Annotated in this window: 19 protein-coding genes and 1 tRNA gene; 8 read left to right on the top strand and 12 right to left on the bottom strand. The window is 45.4% G+C overall.

Annotated features, from left to right (window positions below; genetic code table 11):
• Positions 1–5 precede the first annotated feature (5 nt).
• The 4 genes from H6F98_RS28970 to H6F98_RS28955 form a co-directional block, all read right to left on the bottom strand.
• Complete coding sequence (locus H6F98_RS28970) at positions 6–866, bottom strand: DUF4388 domain-containing protein (protein WP_192222194.1); 861 nt, start codon at positions 864–866, stop codon at positions 6–8.
• Positions 867–1,294: 428 nt separating this feature from the next.
• Entirely contained in the window at positions 1,295–1,825 is a 531-nt protein-coding gene (locus tag H6F98_RS28965) for an ATP/GTP-binding protein (RefSeq protein WP_192222239.1), read from the bottom strand.
• 11 nt (positions 1,826–1,836) lie between these two features.
• Positions 1,837–2,700 (bottom strand): DUF4388 domain-containing protein, encoded by an 864-nt coding sequence (locus H6F98_RS28960; RefSeq protein WP_192222193.1) that lies wholly within the window; start codon positions 2,698–2,700, stop codon positions 1,837–1,839.
• A 679-nt stretch (positions 2,701–3,379) separates the two neighbouring features.
• The gene (locus tag H6F98_RS28955) at positions 3,380–3,751 is read right to left on the bottom strand and encodes a roadblock/LC7 domain-containing protein (protein ID WP_192222192.1); all 372 of its coding nucleotides are present in this window, start codon (positions 3,749–3,751) and stop codon (positions 3,380–3,382) included.
• A gap of 295 nt (positions 3,752–4,046) precedes the next feature.
• Between H6F98_RS28955 and H6F98_RS34700 the strand changes: the two genes are divergently transcribed.
• Positions 4,047–4,274 (top strand): transposase, encoded by a 228-nt coding sequence (locus tag H6F98_RS34700; RefSeq protein ID WP_199349045.1) that lies wholly within the window; start codon positions 4,047–4,049, stop codon positions 4,272–4,274.
• 74 nt (positions 4,275–4,348) lie between these two features.
• Here the strand turns inward: H6F98_RS34700 and H6F98_RS28945 are convergent, their stop codons facing one another.
• Complete coding sequence (locus H6F98_RS28945) at positions 4,349–4,879, bottom strand: orange carotenoid protein N-terminal domain-containing protein (protein ID WP_192222191.1); 531 nt, start codon at positions 4,877–4,879, stop codon at positions 4,349–4,351.
• Between the two features lie 222 nt (positions 4,880–5,101).
• On the opposite strand from H6F98_RS28945, the gene H6F98_RS28940 reads away from it, so the two are divergent.
• Both H6F98_RS28940 and aspS read left to right on the top strand, forming a co-directional pair.
• Complete coding sequence (locus tag H6F98_RS28940; protein WP_192222190.1) at positions 5,102–5,278, top strand: hypothetical protein; 177 nt, start codon at positions 5,102–5,104, stop codon at positions 5,276–5,278.
• Between the two features lie 292 nt (positions 5,279–5,570).
• The gene (gene aspS, locus H6F98_RS28935) at positions 5,571–7,364 is read left to right on the top strand and encodes an aspartate--tRNA ligase (RefSeq protein WP_192222189.1); all 1,794 of its coding nucleotides are present in this window, start codon (positions 5,571–5,573) and stop codon (positions 7,362–7,364) included.
• 620 nt (positions 7,365–7,984) lie between these two features.
• On the opposite strand, the gene fba is transcribed toward aspS, so the two are convergent.
• The 3 genes from fba to H6F98_RS28920 form a co-directional block, all read right to left on the bottom strand.
• Positions 7,985–9,064 carry a class II fructose-bisphosphate aldolase gene (fba, locus tag H6F98_RS28930; protein WP_192222188.1) on the bottom strand — a complete coding sequence of 360 codons (1,080 nt, stop codon included), beginning with the start codon at positions 9,062–9,064 and terminating at the stop codon, positions 7,985–7,987.
• A 168-nt stretch (positions 9,065–9,232) separates the two neighbouring features.
• Positions 9,233–9,304: transfer RNA gene (locus H6F98_RS28925), tRNA-Lys, on the bottom strand.
• Positions 9,305–9,374: 70 nt separating this feature from the next.
• Positions 9,375–10,244, bottom strand: a complete 870-nt coding sequence (locus H6F98_RS28920; protein ID WP_192222238.1) for an aldose epimerase — start codon at positions 10,242–10,244, stop codon at positions 9,375–9,377.
• Between the two features lie 273 nt (positions 10,245–10,517).
• On the opposite strand from H6F98_RS28920, the gene H6F98_RS28915 reads away from it, so the two are divergent.
• The 3 genes from H6F98_RS28915 to H6F98_RS28905 all read left to right on the top strand — a co-directional run bounded on the left by H6F98_RS28915 (position 10,518) and on the right by H6F98_RS28905 (position 11,883).
• Positions 10,518–10,802 carry a hypothetical protein gene (locus H6F98_RS28915; RefSeq protein ID WP_242058739.1) on the top strand — a complete coding sequence of 95 codons (285 nt, stop codon included), beginning with the start codon at positions 10,518–10,520 and terminating at the stop codon, positions 10,800–10,802.
• A gap of 383 nt (positions 10,803–11,185) precedes the next feature.
• On the top strand, positions 11,186–11,338 hold the full coding sequence (locus H6F98_RS28910; RefSeq protein ID WP_192222187.1) for a hypothetical protein: 153 nt from the start codon (positions 11,186–11,188) through the stop codon (positions 11,336–11,338).
• A 233-nt stretch (positions 11,339–11,571) separates the two neighbouring features.
• Positions 11,572–11,883, top strand: a complete 312-nt coding sequence (locus tag H6F98_RS28905; protein ID WP_192222236.1) for a DUF6679 family protein — start codon at positions 11,572–11,574, stop codon at positions 11,881–11,883.
• A 114-nt stretch (positions 11,884–11,997) separates the two neighbouring features.
• Here the strand turns inward: H6F98_RS28905 and H6F98_RS28900 are convergent, their stop codons facing one another.
• Positions 11,998–13,635 (bottom strand): MBL fold metallo-hydrolase, encoded by a 1,638-nt coding sequence (locus tag H6F98_RS28900; RefSeq protein ID WP_192222186.1) that lies wholly within the window; start codon positions 13,633–13,635, stop codon positions 11,998–12,000.
• Between H6F98_RS28900 and H6F98_RS28895 the strand changes: the two genes are divergently transcribed.
• The gene (locus H6F98_RS28895) at positions 13,634–13,780 is read left to right on the top strand and encodes a hypothetical protein (protein WP_192222185.1); all 147 of its coding nucleotides are present in this window, start codon (positions 13,634–13,636) and stop codon (positions 13,778–13,780) included. The two genes, H6F98_RS28900 and H6F98_RS28895, sit on opposite strands and share 2 nt — an antisense overlap.
• A 6-nt stretch (positions 13,781–13,786) precedes the next feature.
• Here the strand turns inward: H6F98_RS28895 and H6F98_RS34260 are convergent, their stop codons facing one another.
• Positions 13,787–13,909, bottom strand: a complete 123-nt coding sequence (locus tag H6F98_RS34260; RefSeq protein ID WP_277927623.1) for a hypothetical protein — start codon at positions 13,907–13,909, stop codon at positions 13,787–13,789.
• Positions 13,910–13,963: 54 nt separating this feature from the next.
• On the opposite strand from H6F98_RS34260, the gene H6F98_RS28890 reads away from it, so the two are divergent.
• Positions 13,964–14,560 (top strand): DNA-3-methyladenine glycosylase, encoded by a 597-nt coding sequence (locus H6F98_RS28890; protein ID WP_192222184.1) that lies wholly within the window; start codon positions 13,964–13,966, stop codon positions 14,558–14,560.
• On the opposite strand, the gene H6F98_RS28885 is transcribed toward H6F98_RS28890, so the two are convergent.
• Together H6F98_RS28885 and H6F98_RS28880 are read right to left on the bottom strand one after the other, a co-directional pair.
• Complete coding sequence (locus H6F98_RS28885; protein WP_192222183.1) at positions 14,561–15,214, bottom strand: sporulation/spore germination protein; 654 nt, start codon at positions 15,212–15,214, stop codon at positions 14,561–14,563.
• A gap of 398 nt (positions 15,215–15,612) precedes the next feature.
• Entirely contained in the window at positions 15,613–20,946 is a 5,334-nt protein-coding gene (locus H6F98_RS28880) for a response regulator (RefSeq protein ID WP_192222182.1), read from the bottom strand.
• Positions 20,947–21,171 lie beyond the last annotated feature (225 nt).

Genomic DNA, 21,171 nt, shown 5'->3' with positions numbered 1-21,171 from the left:
AAACTTTACGGTGTCAGAACTTTGTTACGCAAAAATCCCACTAAATTTTGTACAAAAGAGTTACTAACATTCTCTTGCTTAGCTTCATCAATAATCTGTAAAGGGAGTGGCTCAACGGCTTGTTTCACTTGAGTATTAACCACTAAAGGCACTTCTTCTGCTATACCGATTGTGATGAGTCGGAAAGCAATCTGCTGAACTGTCTCAACGGGTAGTCTCAGTTGCTCGGCAATTACCCAAAGCGAAACTGTACCTTTCGTGTATTCCCAAACTTGCCACTCTTGAGCGTTGAGTCGATAATGGGGTTGACCCTCAATGGTACTCGCTAAACCCTCGTTTGCCTCCGGCAGTCTGTCTGCTAACGCTTCCCAGTTACGCAGCACACGCAGTCCTACCAGTGCGGCTTCTGTCGCTGGAACACTCAAGCCAGTTAACTCTCGCGGTGGTATGTGTACGTTTTGCTCAAACTTAAACTCAGCGTCCTTGAGTTGGAATAAGCCACAGACTTGCTTTAGTACCTGAATCTGGAACAACTGCTTAAGCTGTTCGGCTTGTAATACGCCTTGAGCTTTGAGGTACATACCCAAGGGTTCACTAATGGGACAGCACCAATGAACAAGTTTATCAAAAACGCGATCGCTAACCCACTGGCGTTGTGCAATCAGTGAAACTAAACCTTGCTGGTCTAAGCGGTTGGCTGCCGCTACAATACGACCTTCGCGCACCCAAATGTAAAAATATCGTGCTTGCGTATCTTGTGCATCTGGCAAAGCACGAAGAGTCAGCAAGCCAGTTTTGTGTCCTTTCTCAATTAATTGAAAGATTTCTGGTAGTGAGAAGTCCGATAGAGCACCTGAAATGGTCATGGTTATTTAATGGGAAGCTAAAAAACAAGTGGGCGAAGTCAACGATGCACTCAGCTAGCTATGCAACGCAAACTGGAAGCATCTTAACAATCCTTAACATGCATCTATTGTAAAACTGCTTACCACACCCCCTGAATCAATCTATCGATAGAAATCTGTAGCTCGTCCGCCAGATCCAGATGCATATCTTGAGACCTGCTAAGTAAACGTTATTAAGTTTCAGTTATCTTAGCGAAGTCCGTTGTAATTGCAATTACAGAATGCGTAGTTAAAATAACAGGATATTGATGAAATTTAACTTATGTAAAATAGATGCTTTGTCTTGTAGTAAATACAAGTCATTAATGTGACCAGCGATACTGTATTTAGCTAATATTGTTACGTTATTGACGTAATTACAGAAGGAAGCGCTTAGATTTTATATAAAGTTAAATAACTGAGCTTTGCATAAAGTGTTGCATTAGAACAATCAATGCTCTAATTACAGAATCTTTTTGATTAGCATTGAGCGTTACAAAGGGTGGTCGGTGCTTCTTGTCAGCAAAGCCCAACGCGATCGCGACATTTTCCTCAGACCAGGCTCCCTCACAATCCATATGCGTTAAACCGATCACTAAGGGAATTTGTGTACGCTGTTTCATAAAGGTGAGCATTCGGCGACCAGCGCGAAAATCACCAGGGCGATGGGCATCGATAAGGAGGATATAAGCGTGAGCGCGGCGAATCAGAATATCCCACATGAAGTCGAAGCGAGACTGTCCCGGCGTTCCATATAAATGCACTGCCATTCCCGGCGCAAATTGCAAACGCCCAAAATCCATGGCTACGGTTGTTTTTTTCTTGAGTGACGCGGTTTCATCTGTGGCTACACGATCCGTGTCTACGACATCAATTTCACTGACTGAGCGAATGAACGTTGACTTACCGGCACCTACAGTGCCGGTAACAACGAGACGCATAATTTCCACGTTTACTTGCTCCTCAAGAAACCAAGCAAGCTTTGTACGAAGGACTGGCTTAGGGCTTGTCCATTGTTTTCCTTGGTCATTTCGGTGTCAAAGGTAGCTGACTCTAAAACATCTTCTTCTGAAGTTTTACTGCGAACGGGAGTGATGATTGGCACTTCTGCAACCAAACCAACACTAATAAGCCGAAAGGCTGTTTGTTGAATCGTTTCTACAGACTGTTTAAGTTGAGACGCGATCGCATTTAGAGGAAGTGAGCCATTCGCCATTTGCCACACTTGCCCTTCCAAAGAATCTAGCCGCAAGTGACGCTTACCCAAAACAACCCTAGATAAGGCTGAAGTTGGTTCCGGTAGTTTGTCCACCAATGACCTCCAGTCTCGCAACACACGTAAACCCATTAACGTCGCTTCGGTAGCAGAAAGGCTCAAGCCCGTCATTTCGGTTGTTGGCAACGTGGCTTTAGAGTCGAACTTAAACCGAGCATCTCGAAGCCTAAACAACGCACACACTTGCTGCAACACTTGAGCATGGAACAGCAATCTCAACTGCTCTGGTTGTAAAAAGCCCTGCGTCTTTAAGTAAAGTCCAATCGGTATATTCGCCGGACACCGATTCACTTGCTCACGCAGCACCTCAGGGCTAATCCAGCCTCGCTGACAAATCATCGCCAGCAAGCACTGGTGGTCAAGACGATTGGTCACCGCAACAATCCGACCTTGATGCATTAGAGCATGACGAATTTTTTTCTCTGGATTTTGACTGTCAGGCTGAAACCGCAAGGTCAACAAACCAGTTTTGCTGCCTTGATCAAGAAATTGAAATAGTTCTGGAAGTGAAAATTCTGCTAAACAACTCGTAATAGCCATTACTCATTCCGCTGCTTTCTCTACAAGTCATCTGAAATTAGGAGCATACTCTACCTATTTTCAAACTAAAAACGAAGAATTATTAACTTTATGTTACTTTTCTTTTTCAAGGAAAAAAGTAAATTTTTTCTATCATAACAACTTAAACATACAATATTAAACCCCGTTCCGAAGGTTGATGCAGAAGTAAGAGTCAACTAGTAGTAGACTGGCTAGATAAAACGGTTTTCAAACTAACGTGAACACGGCTAGTGTTCCCAAAATCGAGCTATCGTCTTAGAATTGTAGAAATTTTTGTCAATTCATCACCTATCAATAGAAACAAGTCTCCGAAATATTCTTCCACTGATTCCGAGACTCATCACCTACCAGCTCGCTGTTGAATTGAATACAGTTTGAGCCTCTAGAGGAATTACGTTATTTCACTGTAGAAAACAACATAATACGAGTGATAGATTAGTCAAAAATAATTCAGAGTAACTCATTGCAGGTGTTGCCTAATGTTCACAAGACCTATAAAGAAGTTGTGAATCGAATTGTTTAAAAATTAAGCCTTCTATGGGTGGAAAGTGAAGTAGTCCGAGAGGCACCACAGCTTGCTTGAGGAGTAGAAGGCTTTAATTCAATTAATTAAATTACAGAGTGTGATGTTAGGGGCGATTGAGTATCATCAGCTACCTCAGCTTAAAGCCGCCTTCAGCTCAGGAATTACACGCTTAATTTCCAACATCAGCACGCCCTGTTTTGCCGCCTTGCTTGCTAAAACGAGTAAGACGGCATACTCGCCACAGTTAGTGAGGATGCCATAGCCCTGATCACCCTCAACATAAATGCGATCAAGAAAGCCTCTAGACAATTCGCTACCAATGCGCTCACCTAAAGAAAGCATGGCGGCTGACATAGCGGATACCCGTTCTTCATCCATCTCGCTCGGTAAGCTGGATGCTAGAGGAAGTCCATCAGGAGAGACAAGAGCGGCTCCCTGAACATCACTTGCGCCAGTGACAAAATTTTGGAGAATGCTCTCCAGCTTGGCTGTATTGATTGTCATAACTCATATCCTCCTGATTTGACACTCCCCTATTGTTCATCGTGTGGGAGCATTAGCTGATCTCGCATCATCCACCCTCACAATCTACAGCTTTAAAATAGCCTGCATAGAAAAAAGAGTGTTCAACCAGGCTCTTTCAGAGAACCAAGTATCACACCTCTTCCTATCTAGGAGTATTTTACAGGGCGCTTAAACAGCAACCCCTAATTAATTACTTCTCAAGTAGTTCTTTCGATTTATAAAAATCTGATGTGCAACTTTTTGGCATTGCACGCCAAAAGAATTGCCTTCTTGAGTGATCCAACCCAACGCAAGAGTGTTTCACTTTACTCCCAAGCACTCATCCTGGCTCAATCAGATTGAAATCTGGTTCAGTATCTTAGTCCGGAAGTTACTCAGGCGTGCCAGTTTTACAAGTATTGCCGATCTCAAAACCCGTATTCTTGAATTTATTGACTATTTCAATCGCACTATGGCAAAACCCTTTAAGTGGACTTACAAGGGTAAGGCTTTGGCTGCATAATGGCAGGTAGACTTCCGCCGAAGTCTACTAGCTACCCCTCAACGCAGCAAGGACGAGCAACGTCACACGCAATGTTATAAGCTTGCCGTCTTCCCGGTTTCTGCCTGGGTAGGAATCGACTTGACATCGCTATGACCCATATTTCCTACTATCTCTCGCAACATTGAGATTTGTGCCTCAAATTCTAGTCCTTCAATTTGGGATAGGGCATCGTTGATGGTTTGGGTAGCTTGATAATCGCTTGGCATATCTACTACGGTATCTCCCATCGCCACAGCCCAGGCATACCAAACAACGAGTTGATTGTTTTCGGTCAATGCTCCATAGGCACGAGATAGCTCTGTATCTTCCCGGTTAACAATCTCTCGCATTACGGCTAGCTGATCATCATCAGACATATCATAAAATTCTCCGCCTAGTAAGCGAGGAGCCAGTTCTGGGAACGTGGCAGTAGGAGCGGCTGGCGTGATTGAATCTCCCATTTTTTCATAAGCGTAGTAGAGTAGCGCTAGTTTTTCATCTGTGCCTAGCCCTTCAAACGCTTCTACTACTTTTTTGGTATCTCCGGAACGAGTTGAAGAGCTACCACTTTCTTGACTATTCATAATTCTTCTCCAAAGCAAGTAAATGTGTTCAAGCATAGGAGTATCAAAGTTTACTATTTGAAATCGCCCTCCAAGAGAGAGAGTTTGCTTTCTCGGAGCAATATTGAAGGAAACTTTGTTCCTGAAGAGGTTAAAGATATGCCTTAAGACACTAAGGCAATGGGGATCGCTACTGATAGAATTAGCGTCGCTAATATAAAAAATAGAAATTAGGAGTTGAATATGTCTGAGGAACTGAAACCAGATCCCAAGCAAACTGATGTACAGGAAGCTGAGTTAGCCGCTCAAAATATGGCTGAAGGGAAAGAGAAAGTACCAGAAGTGGATTTTGATGTGGACTACGAAGCTTCAAAAGAATATAGCGTTAGCGACGTTGACAAATCTGAAGCAGGTTCATAAGGGGCTACGGCTACCACGGCACCTGAGTAAGCGGTGCCTGAACTGGAGGGACTGAAAACAGTAGGATAGGCAGTCTGAAATTCCAATGACTACTAGGGAATAGCAACTATTAAACCTTGCAGCGCACAAAGTGCAATGCAATAAGCGATCGCTCAACCAGCTTTTTGGTTGAGCTTTAACTATTGACTTACATCCTGTTCTGCTGAGTGAGCCGAATGGCGCTTATTATATACTTCAGGCTTGATGCTTACGCATTCCCTATCCTCAAGCCGAAGTTAGTGTTTTTGCAACTATGCGAACTTATTATTGCGGCGAAGTCAGAAAGGAACAGATTGGAGAGACAGTTACCCTGTGTGGATGGATAGACCGTCGCCGCGACCATGGAGGTGTGATTTTTTTGGATTTACGCGATCGCACTGGCATTATTCAAATTGTCAGTGACCCCCAGCGCACTCCAGAGTCCTACAATGATGCCGAAACCCTCCGGAATGAATATGTTGTGAAAGTGACGGGGCGAGTCACGGCGCGTCCAGATGATTCACTAAATCCTAAACTCCCGACTGGGGAAGTCGAAGTTTACGCTGACAAAATTGAGCTACTCAATAGCGTCCGTAAGCAGCTACCGTTCCAAGTTTCAACCGCTGATACAGAGCCAGTGCGGGAAGAATTGCGCCTGAAGTATCGGTACTTGGACTTAAGACGCGATCGCATGAGCAAAAACCTCCAACTGCGTCACCAAGTCGTCAAAGCAATCCGCCGTTACTTGGAAGATGAGCAAAACTTCATCGAAGTCGAAACACCAATTCTCACTCGCTCCACCCCTGAAGGAGCAAGAGACTACCTTGTCCCTTCTCGTGTCAATCCGGGTCAGTGGTATGCCTTGCCCCAATCCCCGCAACTCTTCAAGCAATTGCTGATGGTATCTGGAGTTGACCGCTACTATCAAATTGTCCGTTGCTTCCGGGATGAAGACTTACGTGCCGAAAGGCAGCCAGAATTTACCCAACTAGACATGGAAATGAGCTTCATGTCTCAAGAGGAAATTCTCCAGCTAAATGAAGGGTTAGTCTGTCACATCTTCAAAACCCTCAAGGGCATTGACATACCACGCCCCTTCCCTCGCCTCACCTACGCCGAAGCAATGGAACGCTACGGCAGCGATAAACCAGACACGCGCTTTGCTTTAGAACTTGTCAATGTTTCTGATTTACTAAAAGATTCTGGCTTCAAAGTCTTCTCCGGTGCTGTTGCGGCTGGTGGTACCATCAAAGTTCTACCAATCCCTGGTGGGAATGAAGTTATTTCCAATGTGCGGATAAAGCCAGGTGGCGACTTATTCAAAGAAGCCAGTGAAGCGGGTGCTAAGGGTGTTGCTTACATTCGAGTGCGTGATAATGGTGAAATCGACACGATTGGGGCAATTAAGGACAACCTAACAGAAGCCCAAAAACAGGAATTACTAGAGCGCACAGGGGCAAAACCCGGTCATCTCTTGCTCTTTGGTGCAGGACCTACAGACGTTGTTAACAAAACCCTAGACCGACTGCGCGGCGTGATTGGTCGTGAATTGGGGCTAATTGACCCAAACAAGATTAACTTACTTTGGGTGACCGATTTCCCAATGTTTGAGTGGAATGCTGAGGAAAAGCGACTAGAGGCACTGCATCACCCATTTACAGCTCCCCACCCCGATGATTTGAATGATCTAAAAACCGCACGAGCGCAAGCTTACGACTTAGTTTTTAACGGTTTAGAAGTTGGAGGGGGTAGTTTACGAATTTTCAAACCCGAACTACAGCAACAAGTTTTTGAAACAATTGGCTTATCTCCGGAAGAAGCTTACGACAAGTTCGGGTTTCTGCTTGAGGCATTTGAGTACGGGACACCACCCCACGGTGGGCTTGCGTTCGGCTTAGACCGATTAGTGATGTTGCTTGCTGGCGAAGAGTCAATTCGGGATGTAATTGCTTTCCCGAAGACGCAACAAGCACGCTGTCTCTTGACCGATGCTCCGGCGGCTGTTGATCTCAAGCAGTTGAAGGACTTACACGTTGCTTCTACTTACAAGCCAAAGGAAAAGGAATAATGGAGTACTACCTCTAGCGTTTGATGGATAATTTTGCGTAAGTCCTAAAGTATGTAATTGGACATAGGTCGTATGGTAGGAGATCAGCTCTATAAAAGCTTCTACTCTTAGACAAGAGTTTGCTGTCCTATTAGTTGGCTTCACCCCTGTTCAAAGCAGGGGTAAACTTTTGGTTTAACTTGTGCAATTCAAATAAAAAAGCCCTCAGAGCTTCTGCACTAAGAGCCTGTTGTCCTATCGTTAGCAATGCCCTCGTTACCTTAGACTTGCCTAATTTGAAGCTTACTACTTTGGTCAGAGACAATCATCTGCCTAAAGGCATTAGCCGTGGGTTGTAGAGTATTGCCATTGAGATTAGGCAGTTGTGTATTCCAAATAACCGATTTTATTGTCTAGTTTTAGAAGCATTCTTCTTGGAATCCAAGTCTACTCTTTAACCGTTGGCTGGCAATAGTAGATTTCAAGCGCGATCGCTTAATATCACTATCAAACAAAATAAGCGATCGCCCCTAGACATGCTTTAAAACTTTACTAGAGAAGAAATAAAAATTGGGTAGCTGTCAAAGCTACCCAAACAAATCATCAATACAAATTAGCTTGTTGGCTTACAAGTCAAGAAATTAAGCTGTAACAGCTTTTTTCGTCGCAGCAGTTAATTCACCTTTGGCATACTTAGCCGCATAGTCATCCAGAGTCATCTGCTTAATCTTGCTTGCATTGCCAGCCGTGCCAAACTGCTGATAACGCTCTAAGCAAACATTCTTCATGTACTTGATAGAAGGCTTCATGAAGTGACGTGGGTCAAAGTTAGATGGATCTTTCGCAGCAGCTTCACGGATTGCAGCCGTGATAGCCAAGCGGTTATCTGTGTCGATGTTGACCTTACGGACACCACTCTTAATGCCTTTTTGAATTTCTTCAACAGGCACGCCGTAGGTTTCAGGAATGCTACCGCCGTACTGGTTGATGAGGGCAAGCAAGTCTTCTGGCACAGAGGAGGAACCATGCATCACCAAGTGGGTGTTAGGCAGGCGGCGATGAATTTCCTCAATCCGGCTAATAGCGAGAATTTCACCCGTGGGTTTGCGGGTGAACTTGTAAGCACCGTGGCTGGTGCCAATCGCAACAGCGAGGGCATCTACACCAGTCTGCTCAACGAAGTCAACGGCTTCGTCTGGGTCGGTCAACAGTTGGTCATGGGAGAGAGTCCCTTCAAAACCGTGACCATCTTCTGCTTCACCTGCGCCTGTTTCCAGAGAACCCAAGCATCCTAGTTCGCCTTCGACACTAACGCCGACTGCATGGGCGACTTCTACAACTTTACGAGTGACTTCAACGTTGTACTCGTAGCTAGATGGAGTTTTGGCATCCGCTTCCAAAGAACCGTCCATCATGACGCTAGTAAAACCGTGGCGAATTGCTGAGTAGCAAGTCGATGGACTATTGCCGTGGTCTTGGTGCATGGCGATCGGGATATGAGGGTAGGTTTCTACCGCTGCCAGAACCAGATGGCGCAAGAAATATTCGCCTGCGTAGCTGCGGGCACCACGAGAAGCTTGTAAGATCACTGGGCTATTTGCTTCTTCCGCAGCCTGCATGATCGACAGGATCTGCTCCATGTTGTTGACGTTATATGCTGGAATGCCGTAGCCGTTTTCAGCCGCGTGATCCAGCAGCAGCCGCATGGGTACGAGCGCCATAAATAGTCCTCCTAACTTTTGGTTTAGTTGTCAGCTAGCTAGTTATTTCTAGACAAGTTTAATTCTTAGGATAATCTTAAGATATTTTTCGATTTATAGGAAATTATCTCTAGTGATTTTGAGATAAGCCTCTTTTATAGACCTAATAATCGTTTGCTATGACTTGTATGGGTCGCCCGGGATTCGAACCCGGAACAAATCGGTTAAAAGCCGAGTACTCTACCGTTGAGTTAGCGACCCGAAGAGGTGAACTCAATAAATCCACCGTTTTCTAAGTTACCATAAATAAATCGAAAATGTAACCAACGTTTCAAAAAAAAGTCACCTTCAGGTGAACAGATGCCTCACAACTGGCTCCAGGTGCCAATTCTGTGAGATGCTCTCCCGTGTTGAGAGAGTTTCGAGGAGCGCTCCAGGGTTCTAGGCAGTAGTAGTCTTTACCCTTAACAGTCCAGAAAACGAGGGTAGAGTACAGGTCGCTGTAACTAAGTGTGACTTTGAACCCTCGTCCCGTATCCGTAGCACTTGTAAAATTAGCGCTAACTTGACGAAACGCAACATCAATCTCATCTTGGCTCAAATCAAAGCTGCCGGAGAAGGGATGGACTTCTTTGGTAATCTGATTTTGATACTCGGAGGCAGGGATATCAAACTCTAATCGGGTCTTGTCAGAGGTAAAGAAGTAGGGATGAAGACCCGTCGAGAAGGACATCGGCTCAGTTGAGTGGTTTGTGTAGCGTTGCCGAATTTCTAAGGTATTCCCTTTGAGTTCGTAGGTAAAGGCGACTTGGAAGTCGAAGGGGTAAACAGCACGAGTTTGGTCGTTGCTATTGAGGACAAGGGTAAGGCTTACGAGGTCATTAGTTATTTGCTCGGTGACTTCCCAAGGTAAGTCACGAGCAAAGCCATGCTGCTTGAGCGTGTATTGTTTGCCGTTGTGAGTGTAAGTACTATCAGGTAAGTTGCCGCAGATGGGGAAGAGGATAGGGATGCCGCCCCGGACGCTTAAGCTGGGGTCAGCAAAGCGATCGCAATCAAGATAGAGAATATCTTGGCTTTGGAGACTCCAGCTTGTGATAATGCCGCCGCGTTCCGGAACGACTTCTAGGCGAGACTGAGCATTTTCGTCAGTGAGTATGTAAGTTTCGTATTGTTGCTGCTTTCGAGCGATCGCAAACACAGGTATTTTTACCTCGTCAAGGGTTAACAATTTAGTCTTCGCACCAGAACTTTAACAAACTCTTGTTGAAAAACCACTGCTCAGTTTATGAAGGCTTAACACTCAGGTTTCTACGCTAGTAAGAACAATCGTAGAACGACCAGTCGAAGTCTCAGCTTTCCCAGGGGTTGCAATCGCTCAAAACCACCTAGGGGCGAGACAAACAACTACTCCTTTTCTGAAGTGTGACCTAAGTCACAACAATAAAGTGTTAAAAATCACAACAATTTGCTGATGCAAATCAATTCCCAGATGCCAGAAATATTGGACATTAGTATAAATCCCTTATATCAACGCGCTGGTTTCATGATTCGCACGCTCGTAGAGTCAGCTTTTAGAACAGGTTGCCTTAGTGTGGCTTCTGAAGGCTTAATTCGCCAGGTTCTCGAAATGAAGGGCTATGAAGCATCAGACTTAGAAGCTCTGACAGTCCTCTATGAGGCTGTTAATTCAGGTCAGATTGAGCGAGAAGCGCGTAACACTAGCGCAATAAGCCAATTAATGCCTAGTGGTCGTTGACACCCGTAACAAAATTTTAGAGATAAGTCCTATTCAGTAGCGCCCCTTGTTCGCACTTCGTAAGCGCAAAAGCCTCCGTTGAACTTTGCGTGCTGGGTTGTCTAAAGAAAACCGTAGCGTTGATGACATCACAGGGATTTCAAAAAGTGTGACATTGAGAAAAAAATTGATACGCCCGTAAGTAACCAAGTTTGCTAAAGATAAACACTATCCTGTTCTCAAGGGTAGTAAACTGTGACAGTGTAAATTACATATTCTCTACCCTTGCCCTCAGCCGTTAGAGCAAGGAGTATGTCACAATAGCAATGTCTGGAACTTCAGGCACCCACATCCTAACCAGTAGACCAGGATTGTCGCCCTGGTAAAGAGATGCGCTAGTCGCAATGGCGGAATTCATTTATGCCTTCACCCGCTTCGGCCCTCTGCCGATGCATCGATTACCCAAAGTCCCTCATCTGCTCACAGGGCAAATTGCTCTCCACCATTGCCTTGCTCCGAGTTTTATTGACTGTCTACGCACTTGTATGAGGATGTAAAAGGTTGCTTTCTACCGTTGAAGGTACTGTCAATTTACTCTCAAGATTGCTGCTGGATGCAAGATAAACTTTTAAGCGTTAAAGGGGAACATCATGGCGGTGTCTTGCCTTTGACGCGGAAGAATCACACCCAGTTAACCCCACGTCAAGTTCACAAGGAAGCCGTGTTCTTGGAAAAGGAACAACTGGTTTCACAAGTATTGGAAGAGTTATCTGCTCAGGAGAACCTAAATATGCTACACCGCAAGATTTATCAACTTTGTTGCGATGGTCGTGAGGTGTGTGTTTTCTTGCGGGATCAGCAACGTTGGATTGAACGCGCCCGCATTGTTGATATAGAAGGAGATCTAGTGACAATCCGTTATGAAACTGATGAAGAAGACGAACTGAGTTCTTGGGAAGAAATGGTTCGTCTGGAAAGTATCGGTTCCGTGACTCAGAAACTCGCTTCTGTACCCAGAGGACATGCCGAACCCTTAGTGTCTGATGACTGCCCCGAAGCCGAACAAATTCATCCACGCTCCCAAGATTTGAATCAAGACTAAGCTGAGTTAAGTTTGTTGTTGGTTGTTAGTGGTTAGTTGTTGGAGAAGAATTCTGACAACTGATCACTTAGCTGATAGCTATCTGGTATGTACAGTAACTATTGCGGTACACGCTTAATTTTCCGGTGGGGATTCAGCTTGTTCAAAGACAGGACAATAACCCTCTGGTGTCACCTTAAAACCATACAAGGGAGAAGCGGGGTTCCAGCAGCGTTGACCGCGTTGAAAGCGGCAGTTGCCACAGCAGTCGATATTTATAGGCACCTTGGCATTGCTACCCTGGCTGAGCAATTCTCGTTGCGACAATCCCCGTAACACCAAGTCTTCTCCCTGCCATCGAGCTTCCACTAAGCCAGTGTCAGCAAAATTTTGCCAACGAGGGTCAGCAGCGATCGCGTCTGGTAGAGTAATCGTTACAACCGTTCCTAGTTCGTTCAACTCACCTTCATAGTTGGAATCGGCTGGCGGTGCTGGTTGGACAAACATCTCCCCGATTGGGAGTTCTACTAATGTTCCTGCTGAGGGGGAATGGAGTTGGTAGCGATTTTGTAGCTCTTCCAAGCCAGTTAAGTCAGATAGGTAGGTTGGAGAACCGTGGACAAAAACAACGTGCTGCGGACGGAGATTATGAATTAGCTGAGTAGTCCCTAAGCGATCGCCATGTTGGGCGAGAAGGTAAGTTTCACTACTTTTTAGTTCAGAATCATCAGTTTTTAAAGAATATCTGGGTTGTTCGGGTCTTAATATAACAAGTGAACCAGAACTTATGGCGCTGTATTTACTCAAATCAGCCATTTCATCTGTGAGGATAATACAGGGAGACGAACCCAGAGAATTTCGCTGCTCTGAATCTAGCCGACGCACACGCGGACGCACCCGCTCATCCCAAAACAAGGGTTGATGGCGGGCAAAATTTTGAACTGAGGTAGGGAAGTGAGGCAAAAGTTCCAAATAAGCATCACAACCCGTGGCAACGCTGCCATCCACCCAAATATCTAAGTTACGCCCAGTAAAGTGGTGATGACTCCGCAGGAGCATGAGAATTTCTTGACCCAAACCCAAAGTGGGAACTGGTAGTAGAACGGAATTTTGCTGTGCGATCGCTTTTCCGATACGCTCCACTAACTGATTTTCCTGCTGCCGTCGGTGAGGATGTCGCGCTGTACCGTAACTGCCTTCAACAATTAGGACATCTAGCTGAATGCCTCTAAGAGATTCAACGGACAATCCCTCAACTAGCCGTGAATTAGATAGGAAAAAGTCACCCGTATAAAGTAGGCGATAGCTACGACGGGGAGTGGTATAAGTCAGTAACAACGCCGCTGCTCCAGGCAGATGTCCAGCAGGAAACAATTCCGCAATCAGTCCCTCACGGAATTCAACAGGCGATCGCCAAGGCAAAGCATGACAAAATTTCGGGATTTCCTCCGGGGCAAACTCTTGCCAATTTAGTGGCAACAACTGAGTTGTCACCTCGCTAGCATAGACTGGCAACTGTGGGAAAGCTTCATGGAGAGCCAGTAACCCCTGAGCATGATCAGCATGAGCGTGGCTACAGAGTACTAAATCGGCTGGTGGATTGCCTTCGGCTTGTAGAGCATTAATATCTGTTAGCCCACAGTCAAGGAGGAGACGGTGTGGTCCCATCTGCACTAGCAAACAAACTCCTTCCTCGCTATGACCGACACCATAGGGAAAACAGGTTAATCGGTCATCCTCGGAATCGGATGCCACTGGGCGTTGATTGGTCATGAGTTGTCAGAAATTAGCGAACAACAATCAGCCATTAACCATCAGCTTTTGGTGGTCGTCTGCGATAACCATCAAGTTAGCTTTGACTAACGACTACAGACAGCGGTGTGCTGAGAGCTATTGGCTGACGGCTGAGCTAGAGTGAGCGGGTTTAGTGGGCAGAACCGTTACCGTGATAGTTGTCGGAATCGTAAAATCCGTTTTTAGTACCAAAAACTAGGGCAGATACGGTAAAAACGACTGTTAAGACCACTAGAACTAGTTTGACATCCATCTGTTTTGAACCTCCTTTTCGATTGTTCAGCCGACGCTTAAATTTCAGTTAATAATGAATCTTCACATATCTGCTCAAATTGTAGAGCCGAACTGGCTTGCCCGTCCATCTACTGAGGTTGCTCCTGACCTAATAGGCTGCACTTTAGTGCGTCAACTCCCTGATGGAACACGACTACGGGGAATAATTGTAGAAACCGAAGCCTATGCCCCTAATGACCCTGCCTGTCATGCTTATCGGAGTCGGACAGAACGCAATTTGGTGATGTTTGGGCCAGCGGGGCGTACTTATGTCTATTTAATTTACGGCATTTACTACTGCCTAAACATTGTCACAGATCTGGATGAAGTTCCCAGTGCTGTTTTGATTCGCGCTTTGCAATTAGACGCTGTCCCTAGTTGGGTAACGCTGCGTGAACCACTAAAACCCTATCGAATTGCCGCGGGACCCGGTAAGCTTTGTCGCGTCCTGCAAATTGACCGGAGCCTCAATGGTCAAGTGTTGGAACTGGGTGAACCCTTGTGGTTAGAACATCGTCATCCCCAGTTTCAAGCTGACCTCATCCAAACTACTCGGATTGGCTTAACGAAAGGGGCTGATTTACCTTGGCGATGGTATTTGAACAACTGCCAAGCGGTTTCTAAGCTCTAACTAAAGCTCAAGGTCTTGTCCTTGCTCTGTGAAGCGGACATCTTTAATTTTCAGTTGTGCGTTATCAACTAGGGTTTTCCGTAAGCTACCGAAAAGAGCAAACTGTTCACAGGTAGAGAGGGAGAGAAATTGTCGCTGTGCGTTAGGTGCGAGGCGTAAATCCACAGTGGCGACACCACTTTGAGAATTAACGTTGACGCGATATCCCGCTAAATCAAAATCACCAGAACTCGCTTTTTCCAAAACTTTTCCGACAGCAGCATCCACGGAACTACCCGCTGGCACCGCTATCTTTTCGGGTACTAGAGTTTGGCACTGGCTGTCAGCTTGATAGATGTTAAGGCTGATTGTGTTCTGAGCTTGGGCGGTAGTAGTCTTAGCCCCAGTTGTGAAGGGCTGGCTAGTAACAGGCTTTTGTTGCTGAACTGGAGTGGGAGTGGCGGGAATTGAATCAGGCTGACTAGCAACAGGTGTTTGACTCTCAACTGGTGCGGGGGTTGAATCAAGCTGATTGGGTAAGGGTGTGTTAGTCGTTGCAGGAGTCGGTAAGTTAGCGTTGTCACTTTCAACAGTTGGGGGAGAGGTACAACTACTAAGACTGAGAATGAATACTCCACCAATAAGAGGGATGAAATAGTTTTTGAGGCGGTTCATAGTTTGAAAAACTTTTATTTAAATTCAAAGTTGCCCTGAATACTTACCTCTGTTGAAGATTGAATTTTTAGGGGCTACTATTGATTTACTGATGACCGGGAGGGATATCAGTAAGGATTTCTATGGATTTATATGGATCGAACTCCATCCACTGGCAGTAGTAGATTTGTGAGCGCTTAGAGAGTTTCTCTCCCAGCGCGGGGGTGATAGGGGGGTTTATGATTACTCAGGACGGACGTGTTGAACTGTCGGATGCCTTGCAGCTAGTATCGAAATAATCCTTCAGCCATCAAATTGAAATCTGCCAGGCGCTGATGCCCCTGATTAGTGGCTTATCAGTTAGCGTTTGACCAAAAGGACTTACGCAAGCACAACGCGAAGTCGGTTCTGAACTCCTTTCAACCAATAGTGAGCTTTTTTCTCTCTACAGATACTTCAATCCGCTCAAGGATTTGCTCTAACTGGGTGACTAACTCAAAGACACCTTCCGGATTGTTAGCTTCTGCTCGATCATGTAGGTGATCAGCGGCTTCTGACATTGCTTGCACGGCGACCGAGGCACTTGCACCTTTGATTTGATGCGCTTTGTTCGCTAGGGTAACCCAGTCTTTAGCTGCCAGAGCTTGCTTTGCCTCAGCTAGCAAGTTTTTCCCATCTTTGACAAATCCTTTCACCAGTTCTATCTGGAAGTCAGGGTCTGCCATAGAGATTTCCTGTAAGTGAGTCCAATCTACTGGATCTGAGGCAGGAGCGATGCTGGTTTGGTCGGACTTACTTTTTTGTTTGTGTGAGTCCCTTTTGACTACGAATGACCATCGCTCTAGCATGGCTTTCAAGTCTTTAATCATCACGGGTTTACTGAGGTAGTCGTCCATGCCAGCCTCCAGACACTTTTCGCGATCGCCCTGCATTGCATAAGCCGTCATCCCAATTACTACAGTATGACGCTCTGTTCCTTCTCGTTGGCGTAAAGCTCGTGTCGCAGTATAGCCGTCCATCACGGGCATCTGGCAATCCATCAGCACGATGTCGTAGTGGTTGTGTGCTAACTTGTCAAGGGCTTGTTGACCATTCTCCGCTGCATCTGATTGATGACCTAACAGTTGCACCTGATGCCGCACTAATTTCAAGTTAATCGGAGTATCTTCCACTAACAGAATATTCAGACTGGTGCTTTGTTCTGGATCGGGATTTGAGGATTGTTTCATTGAAGACTGACTGCTGATGCCTGACGACGGCACTATCGATGTCAGCTCCTTAGGCGCTCGTAAGTCCTCAACTGAAATCGAATTGATGTCTATATGCCTTTTGAGCCGCTCTAGGATTAGCTCTAACTGGGTAACGAACTCAAGACTACCTTCGTAATCAGTGGCTTTGGCTTGACTATAAAGGTTAGCTGCTATTTCTGACATTAATTGCACCGCAACCGAGGCACTTGCACCTTTGATTTGGTGAGCTTTGTTAGCTAGAGTAACCCAATCTTTAGTCGCTAGTGCTTCCTTAGCTTGGTTGATGAAGGTTGCTCCCTCTTTGATAAACCCTTGCACCAGTTCCAGTTGAAAGGCAGGCTCTCCCGCAGAAATCTCCTTCAGGCGAACCCAATCCACTGGGTCTAAGGCAGGATCGATAACTGCATGGCTTTCAGGCTTCCTCCCTAGTCGGGGCAATTCTGCCCTCACAGACGACCAGCGCTCCAGCATCTCTCTCAATTCTTTCACCAAAACAGGCTTACTGAGGTAGTCATCCATGCCAGCCTCCAAACACTTTTCGCGATCGCCTGGCATGGCAAAAGCAGTCATCCCAATCACCACAGTATGACAGCTTGAACCTTCTCGGCGACGCAAAAATTGTGTTGCCTGATAGCCATCCATCACAGGCATTTGGCAATCCATCAGCACGATGTCGTAGTCGTCCTGGGCTAATTTCTCAAGCGCTTGCTGACCATTCTCGGCTGAATTCCATTGGTGACCTAAGAGGCGTACCTGATGCTGCACTAATTTCAGGTTAATCGGAGTATCTTCTACTAATAGAATCTTTAGGCTTGTCTGTTTTGTTTGATTGGAGTTGCCTTCTTCTGCCAAAAAGGTCTTGCTGAGGACGGGCAATACTTCCTCAATTGCCAGTTCCTTAGTCGATCGCGAATCCTTAGCTAACGTTGGATTTACCTCGATATGCCCTTTGAGCCGCTCTAAGATTTGCTCCAACTGGCTGATTAACTTAGCTGCATTTCCCCGATTGTTGCCTACTGCCTCATTACGGAGTTGACGCGCTACCTCTGGCATCACTTGCACAGCTACCGAGGCACTTGCACCTTTGATTTGGTGAGCTTTATTCCCTAGAGTGTTCCAATCTTCATCGACTAGGGCTTGTTTAGCTTGGGCAATGAAGCTGCCTCCCTCTTTGATAAATCCTTGTACCAGTTCCAGTTGAAAGGCAGAATCTCCCTCTGAGATTTCCTTGAGACGAACCCAATCAACGATATCTACGCCAGGATCGAGATCGATACTGCTGAGAGTATCAGACTCGCTTGTTTCTTCGTGGGAGTCCCTCTTCAGTGTGGCTGACCATCGCTCCAGCACTGGTGCCAAGTTCTTTACCATCACGGGTTTACTGAGGTAGTCATCCATGCCAGCCTCTAGACACTTTTCGCGATCGCCCTGCATCGCATAAGCCGTCATCCCAATCACGATGGTATGATGCTCTGTCCCTTCTCGTTGGCGTAAAGCTCGTGTTGCCGTGTAGCCATCCATCACAGGCATCTGGCAATCCATCAGCACGATGTCATATTGGTTTTTAGCCAATTTGTCAAGAGCTTGTTGACCATTCTCCGCCGCATCTGATTGATGACCTAATATTTGCACCTGATGCCGTACTAATTTCAAGTTAATCGGAGTATCTTCCACTAAGAGAATTTTCAAACTTTTGCTTTGTCCTACAGGGTTGGTCCCTTCATTCCCTGAGGACAAAGTATTGCTGGCTAACAACGGTTCTTCAGCCGCCAGCACCTTTAGCAAAGACTCCACGAGTTGGGATTCTTTCACTGGCTTAACTAAATAATCAGAAAACCCGCTTCTGAGAAGCGGTTGAGCCGAATCCCCTGCATGAATAGAAGTCATCAACACTAATTTCGTCTGTGCCCAATCCGGTTCCGAGAGAATTAGTCGTCCTAAGGTTGAACCGTCGATTTTGGGCATTTTCATGTCCAGCAGCGCGACATCATAGGGTTTTCCAGCTTCAGCAGCGGCTTGCAAGGCATTCAGCGCAATAATGCCGTTATCCGCTTCATCCACTTCCATTCCCTTGGCACTTAATTGATACTGCACAATTTGGCGATTGATTGGGCGATCGTCCACGACCAACACCCTCTTCCCTGTCAATGTTTCAGGAGACGTTTGTACGTTGCTAGAAACCCGTTCAGTTACTTCTTTGGTAGAGTCAACAGCCACCTTAGTAAAAGTAGCCGTGAACCAGAACGTAGAGCCGACTCCAGGTTCACTTTCTACACCAATTTCACCTCCCATCATCTCCACAAGTTGCTTGCAAATTGCTAAACCTAATCCGGTACCGCCATATCTGCGAGTTGTGGAAGCATCGACTTGTGAGAAGGCTTGGAATAGCTTGGTTTGCTCTTCTGGAACAATGCCAATGCCTGTATCTTTGACGGCAAACCGTAATTGCGCCTGTTCCTCGTCGTCCGACTGACTGTTGACAGACACATGAATCACAACTTCTCCCGCGCCAGTGAATTTGATCGAATTTCCCACTAGATTGGTGAGAACCTGCCGCAAACGGCCTGCATCCCCCAAAAGTTGTCGTGGCACTTCAGTATCGACCAAAAGCGCCAGTTCTAAATCCTTGGCATCAGCCTGGGGACTACACAAATCCAATACTTCTTCTAAGCAGCGGTTTAAGTTAAGCTCATCGGTATCCAGCCGCATTTCCCCAGCTTCGAGTTTGGAGAAGTCAAGAATATCGTTAATGACCCTCAACAAATGTTCTCCGCTTACCTGCAATGTCTTTACAAAGTCTAGTTGTCGAGCCGTAAGTTCAGTGCTTAGGAGTAATTCACTCATACCCATCACCCCATTCATTGGAGTGCGGATTTCGTGACTCATGTTTGCTAAGAATTGAGCTTTTACCCGTGCGGCTTCAACAGCAGATTCTCGTGCTTCGACCAATTTATTTTCGTACTGCTTGCGCTCGGTAATGTCGCGGTTGACTCCAATCGCTGCGATGGGTTGACCCTGATCATCCCGTAGCGGCACGACAACTGTTTCACAGACTCCTTCAGTACCTTCTTTATGGGTAAACTGAATCTCCCTAGTCCAGCGTCCCTCACTCATCAAGCCATAAATCATCTGCTGAGTCAGCACTGTTGCTTCTTCTGGCTGGTAGACAACTCCAAAGGTTTTGCCTAACATCTCAGCTTTTTCATACCCGAATATCCGCTCAGCCGCTGGGTTCCAGTCGAGGATACGACCTGCCAAATCGGTGAGGATGATGCCATCATAAATGGTTTCAAACATCAGAGCTTGTCGGCGTAGCGCCTCCTCTGCTTGTTTGCGGGCTGATATATCCTGTACTAAACAGACGATTCCCTGAATCTTACCCGCCCCGTTTTCCATGACTGATCCGGTTACAGATACGGGAATTTCCCGACCATCTTTGGCATAGAAAATTGTTTCTCGTCTTCCGAGGAAGCCACTTTGGTCTGAGCCATTGGCTTCTAAATAAGCCAAGAAATTATTTTCTCTAAAAAAGATAGTTAATGGCTGATTACGCAACTCATTGCGCTCATAGCCTGACAGAAATAATGTCGCTTCGTTAAAGCTTTCAATAGTGCTATTTTTAGTAAGGACTATTAGGGCATCACTTAAAGAGCTGATGATATTATCGAGATAAGATTTAGAGACAGTTGTTTCTTGTAGCTTTTTGGTCATATGGTTGAAGGCATCCCCTAGAATCTTCAACTCATCTCTAGTTTTTATATCGACTTGAATATCAAAATCTCCTTCTCCGATTTTAGTGGCGGCATCTTTGAGCTTTGTGAGGGGTTTAGTGATTTTATTTGCTAAGAGAACGCCAAAAATAATTGCTATAGCAACCCCTAGCGTGAACGAGGTTAGATTGATAATTAGAGAATAGGTGGAATTACGGTTAGCTGTCTGATTCTCACGCTCAAGAGCTTCCATGTTGAGTGCGATCGCCTGATCAGCTATCTCTAGAAATTGTGCTTCAGCTTGCTCAAACTCTTGTTTTTGACGGAGAATATTTTCTCCTTTAAGTTCTGCTTCCTTTAAATCTATAATTTTTTGCCCCGTTTCTGTAAGCGGTAATCTGAGTTCTAAAAGCCTTTTATAAACATATTGTGTTTGAGGTGTTTTAGAAAAACTTTGCAAATTTTCTAAGGATTGATCTAGATTTTCTACTGCTTTCTGAAAGGCTTCTTTTTCTTGGTTTCTGTTTTCTTGTAGTGTTGCTGCAACTTTGCTTTTAGGATTGATGTAGCTTGATTCATTTTTGATTACTGCATAGTCGTATACTTCAGAAGCGATTGTTACAGAAGCAACTTTGACCTGATCCAAGGCAATGAGCTGCCGAGTTGTGCTTTCAGTAATTTTATTAAACTGTTCATCAACAATTTTTTTTGTTTGAATATTAATAATACCCAATACGGCTACCAGTGAGGCAATACCCAAAAAACCTGAAATAAACTTTGTCTTTAGCTTCATATGCGTTTCCGGTAAGTAGCCCATTTTTCAAGGATTTTTAGGCAGATTCCGGATCGTGAGATTCCTTAGTTTAGGAGCATCGAAAAGTGTAGGAACTCCTAGAATAAGGAAGAGCAGACTATTTGATAAGTGATTAAAGAAACTACTAATTGATAAAGATTTTTTAAAATTTTCTTTCTTACGAACTAAAAAGCCAATAGAGTAACCCCTGGATATAGCCTCTGT

This window comes from Microcoleus sp. FACHB-SPT15 (assembly GCF_014849525.1).
GTDB lineage: Bacteria > Cyanobacteriota > Cyanobacteriia > Cyanobacteriales > Coleofasciculaceae > Symplocastrum > Symplocastrum torsivum.
The sequence above is the reverse complement of the archived record's forward strand: the minus strand, read 5'-3'. Positions and strand labels throughout refer to the sequence as shown.

Excerpts from the sequence above, each read along its gene's own strand:
- H6F98_RS28970 (WP_192222194.1), bottom strand. The coding sequence starts at position 866 with ATGACCATTTCAGGTGCTCTATCGGACTTCTCACTACCAGAAATCTTT.
- H6F98_RS28965 (WP_192222239.1), bottom strand. The coding sequence starts at position 1,825 with ATGCGTCTCGTTGTTACCGGCACTGTAGGTGCCGGTAAGTCAACGTTC.
- H6F98_RS28960 (WP_192222193.1), bottom strand. The coding sequence starts at position 2,700 with ATGGCTATTACGAGTTGTTTAGCAGAATTTTCACTTCCAGAACTATTT.
- H6F98_RS28955 (WP_192222192.1), bottom strand. The coding sequence starts at position 3,751 with ATGACAATCAATACAGCCAAGCTGGAGAGCATTCTCCAAAATTTTGTC.
- H6F98_RS28945 (WP_192222191.1), bottom strand. The coding sequence starts at position 4,879 with ATGAATAGTCAAGAAAGTGGTAGCTCTTCAACTCGTTCCGGAGATACC.
- H6F98_RS28940 (WP_192222190.1), top strand. The coding sequence starts at position 5,102 with ATGTCTGAGGAACTGAAACCAGATCCCAAGCAAACTGATGTACAGGAA.
- aspS (WP_192222189.1), top strand. The coding sequence starts at position 5,571 with ATGCGAACTTATTATTGCGGCGAAGTCAGAAAGGAACAGATTGGAGAG.
- fba (WP_192222188.1), bottom strand. The coding sequence starts at position 9,064 with ATGGCGCTCGTACCCATGCGGCTGCTGCTGGATCACGCGGCTGAAAAC.
- H6F98_RS28915 (WP_242058739.1), top strand. The coding sequence starts at position 10,518 with ATGCAAATCAATTCCCAGATGCCAGAAATATTGGACATTAGTATAAAT.
- H6F98_RS28910 (WP_192222187.1), top strand. The coding sequence starts at position 11,186 with ATGGCGGAATTCATTTATGCCTTCACCCGCTTCGGCCCTCTGCCGATG.
- H6F98_RS28905 (WP_192222236.1), top strand. The coding sequence starts at position 11,572 with ATGCTACACCGCAAGATTTATCAACTTTGTTGCGATGGTCGTGAGGTG.
- H6F98_RS28895 (WP_192222185.1), top strand. The coding sequence starts at position 13,634 with ATGAGTTGTCAGAAATTAGCGAACAACAATCAGCCATTAACCATCAGC.
- H6F98_RS28900 (WP_192222186.1), bottom strand. The coding sequence starts at position 13,635 with ATGACCAATCAACGCCCAGTGGCATCCGATTCCGAGGATGACCGATTA.
- H6F98_RS34260 (WP_277927623.1), bottom strand. The coding sequence starts at position 13,909 with ATGGATGTCAAACTAGTTCTAGTGGTCTTAACAGTCGTTTTTACCGTA.
- H6F98_RS28890 (WP_192222184.1), top strand. The coding sequence starts at position 13,964 with ATGAATCTTCACATATCTGCTCAAATTGTAGAGCCGAACTGGCTTGCC.
- H6F98_RS28885 (WP_192222183.1), bottom strand. The coding sequence starts at position 15,214 with ATGAACCGCCTCAAAAACTATTTCATCCCTCTTATTGGTGGAGTATTC.
- H6F98_RS28880 (WP_192222182.1), bottom strand. The coding sequence starts at position 20,946 with ATGAAGCTAAAGACAAAGTTTATTTCAGGTTTTTTGGGTATTGCCTCA.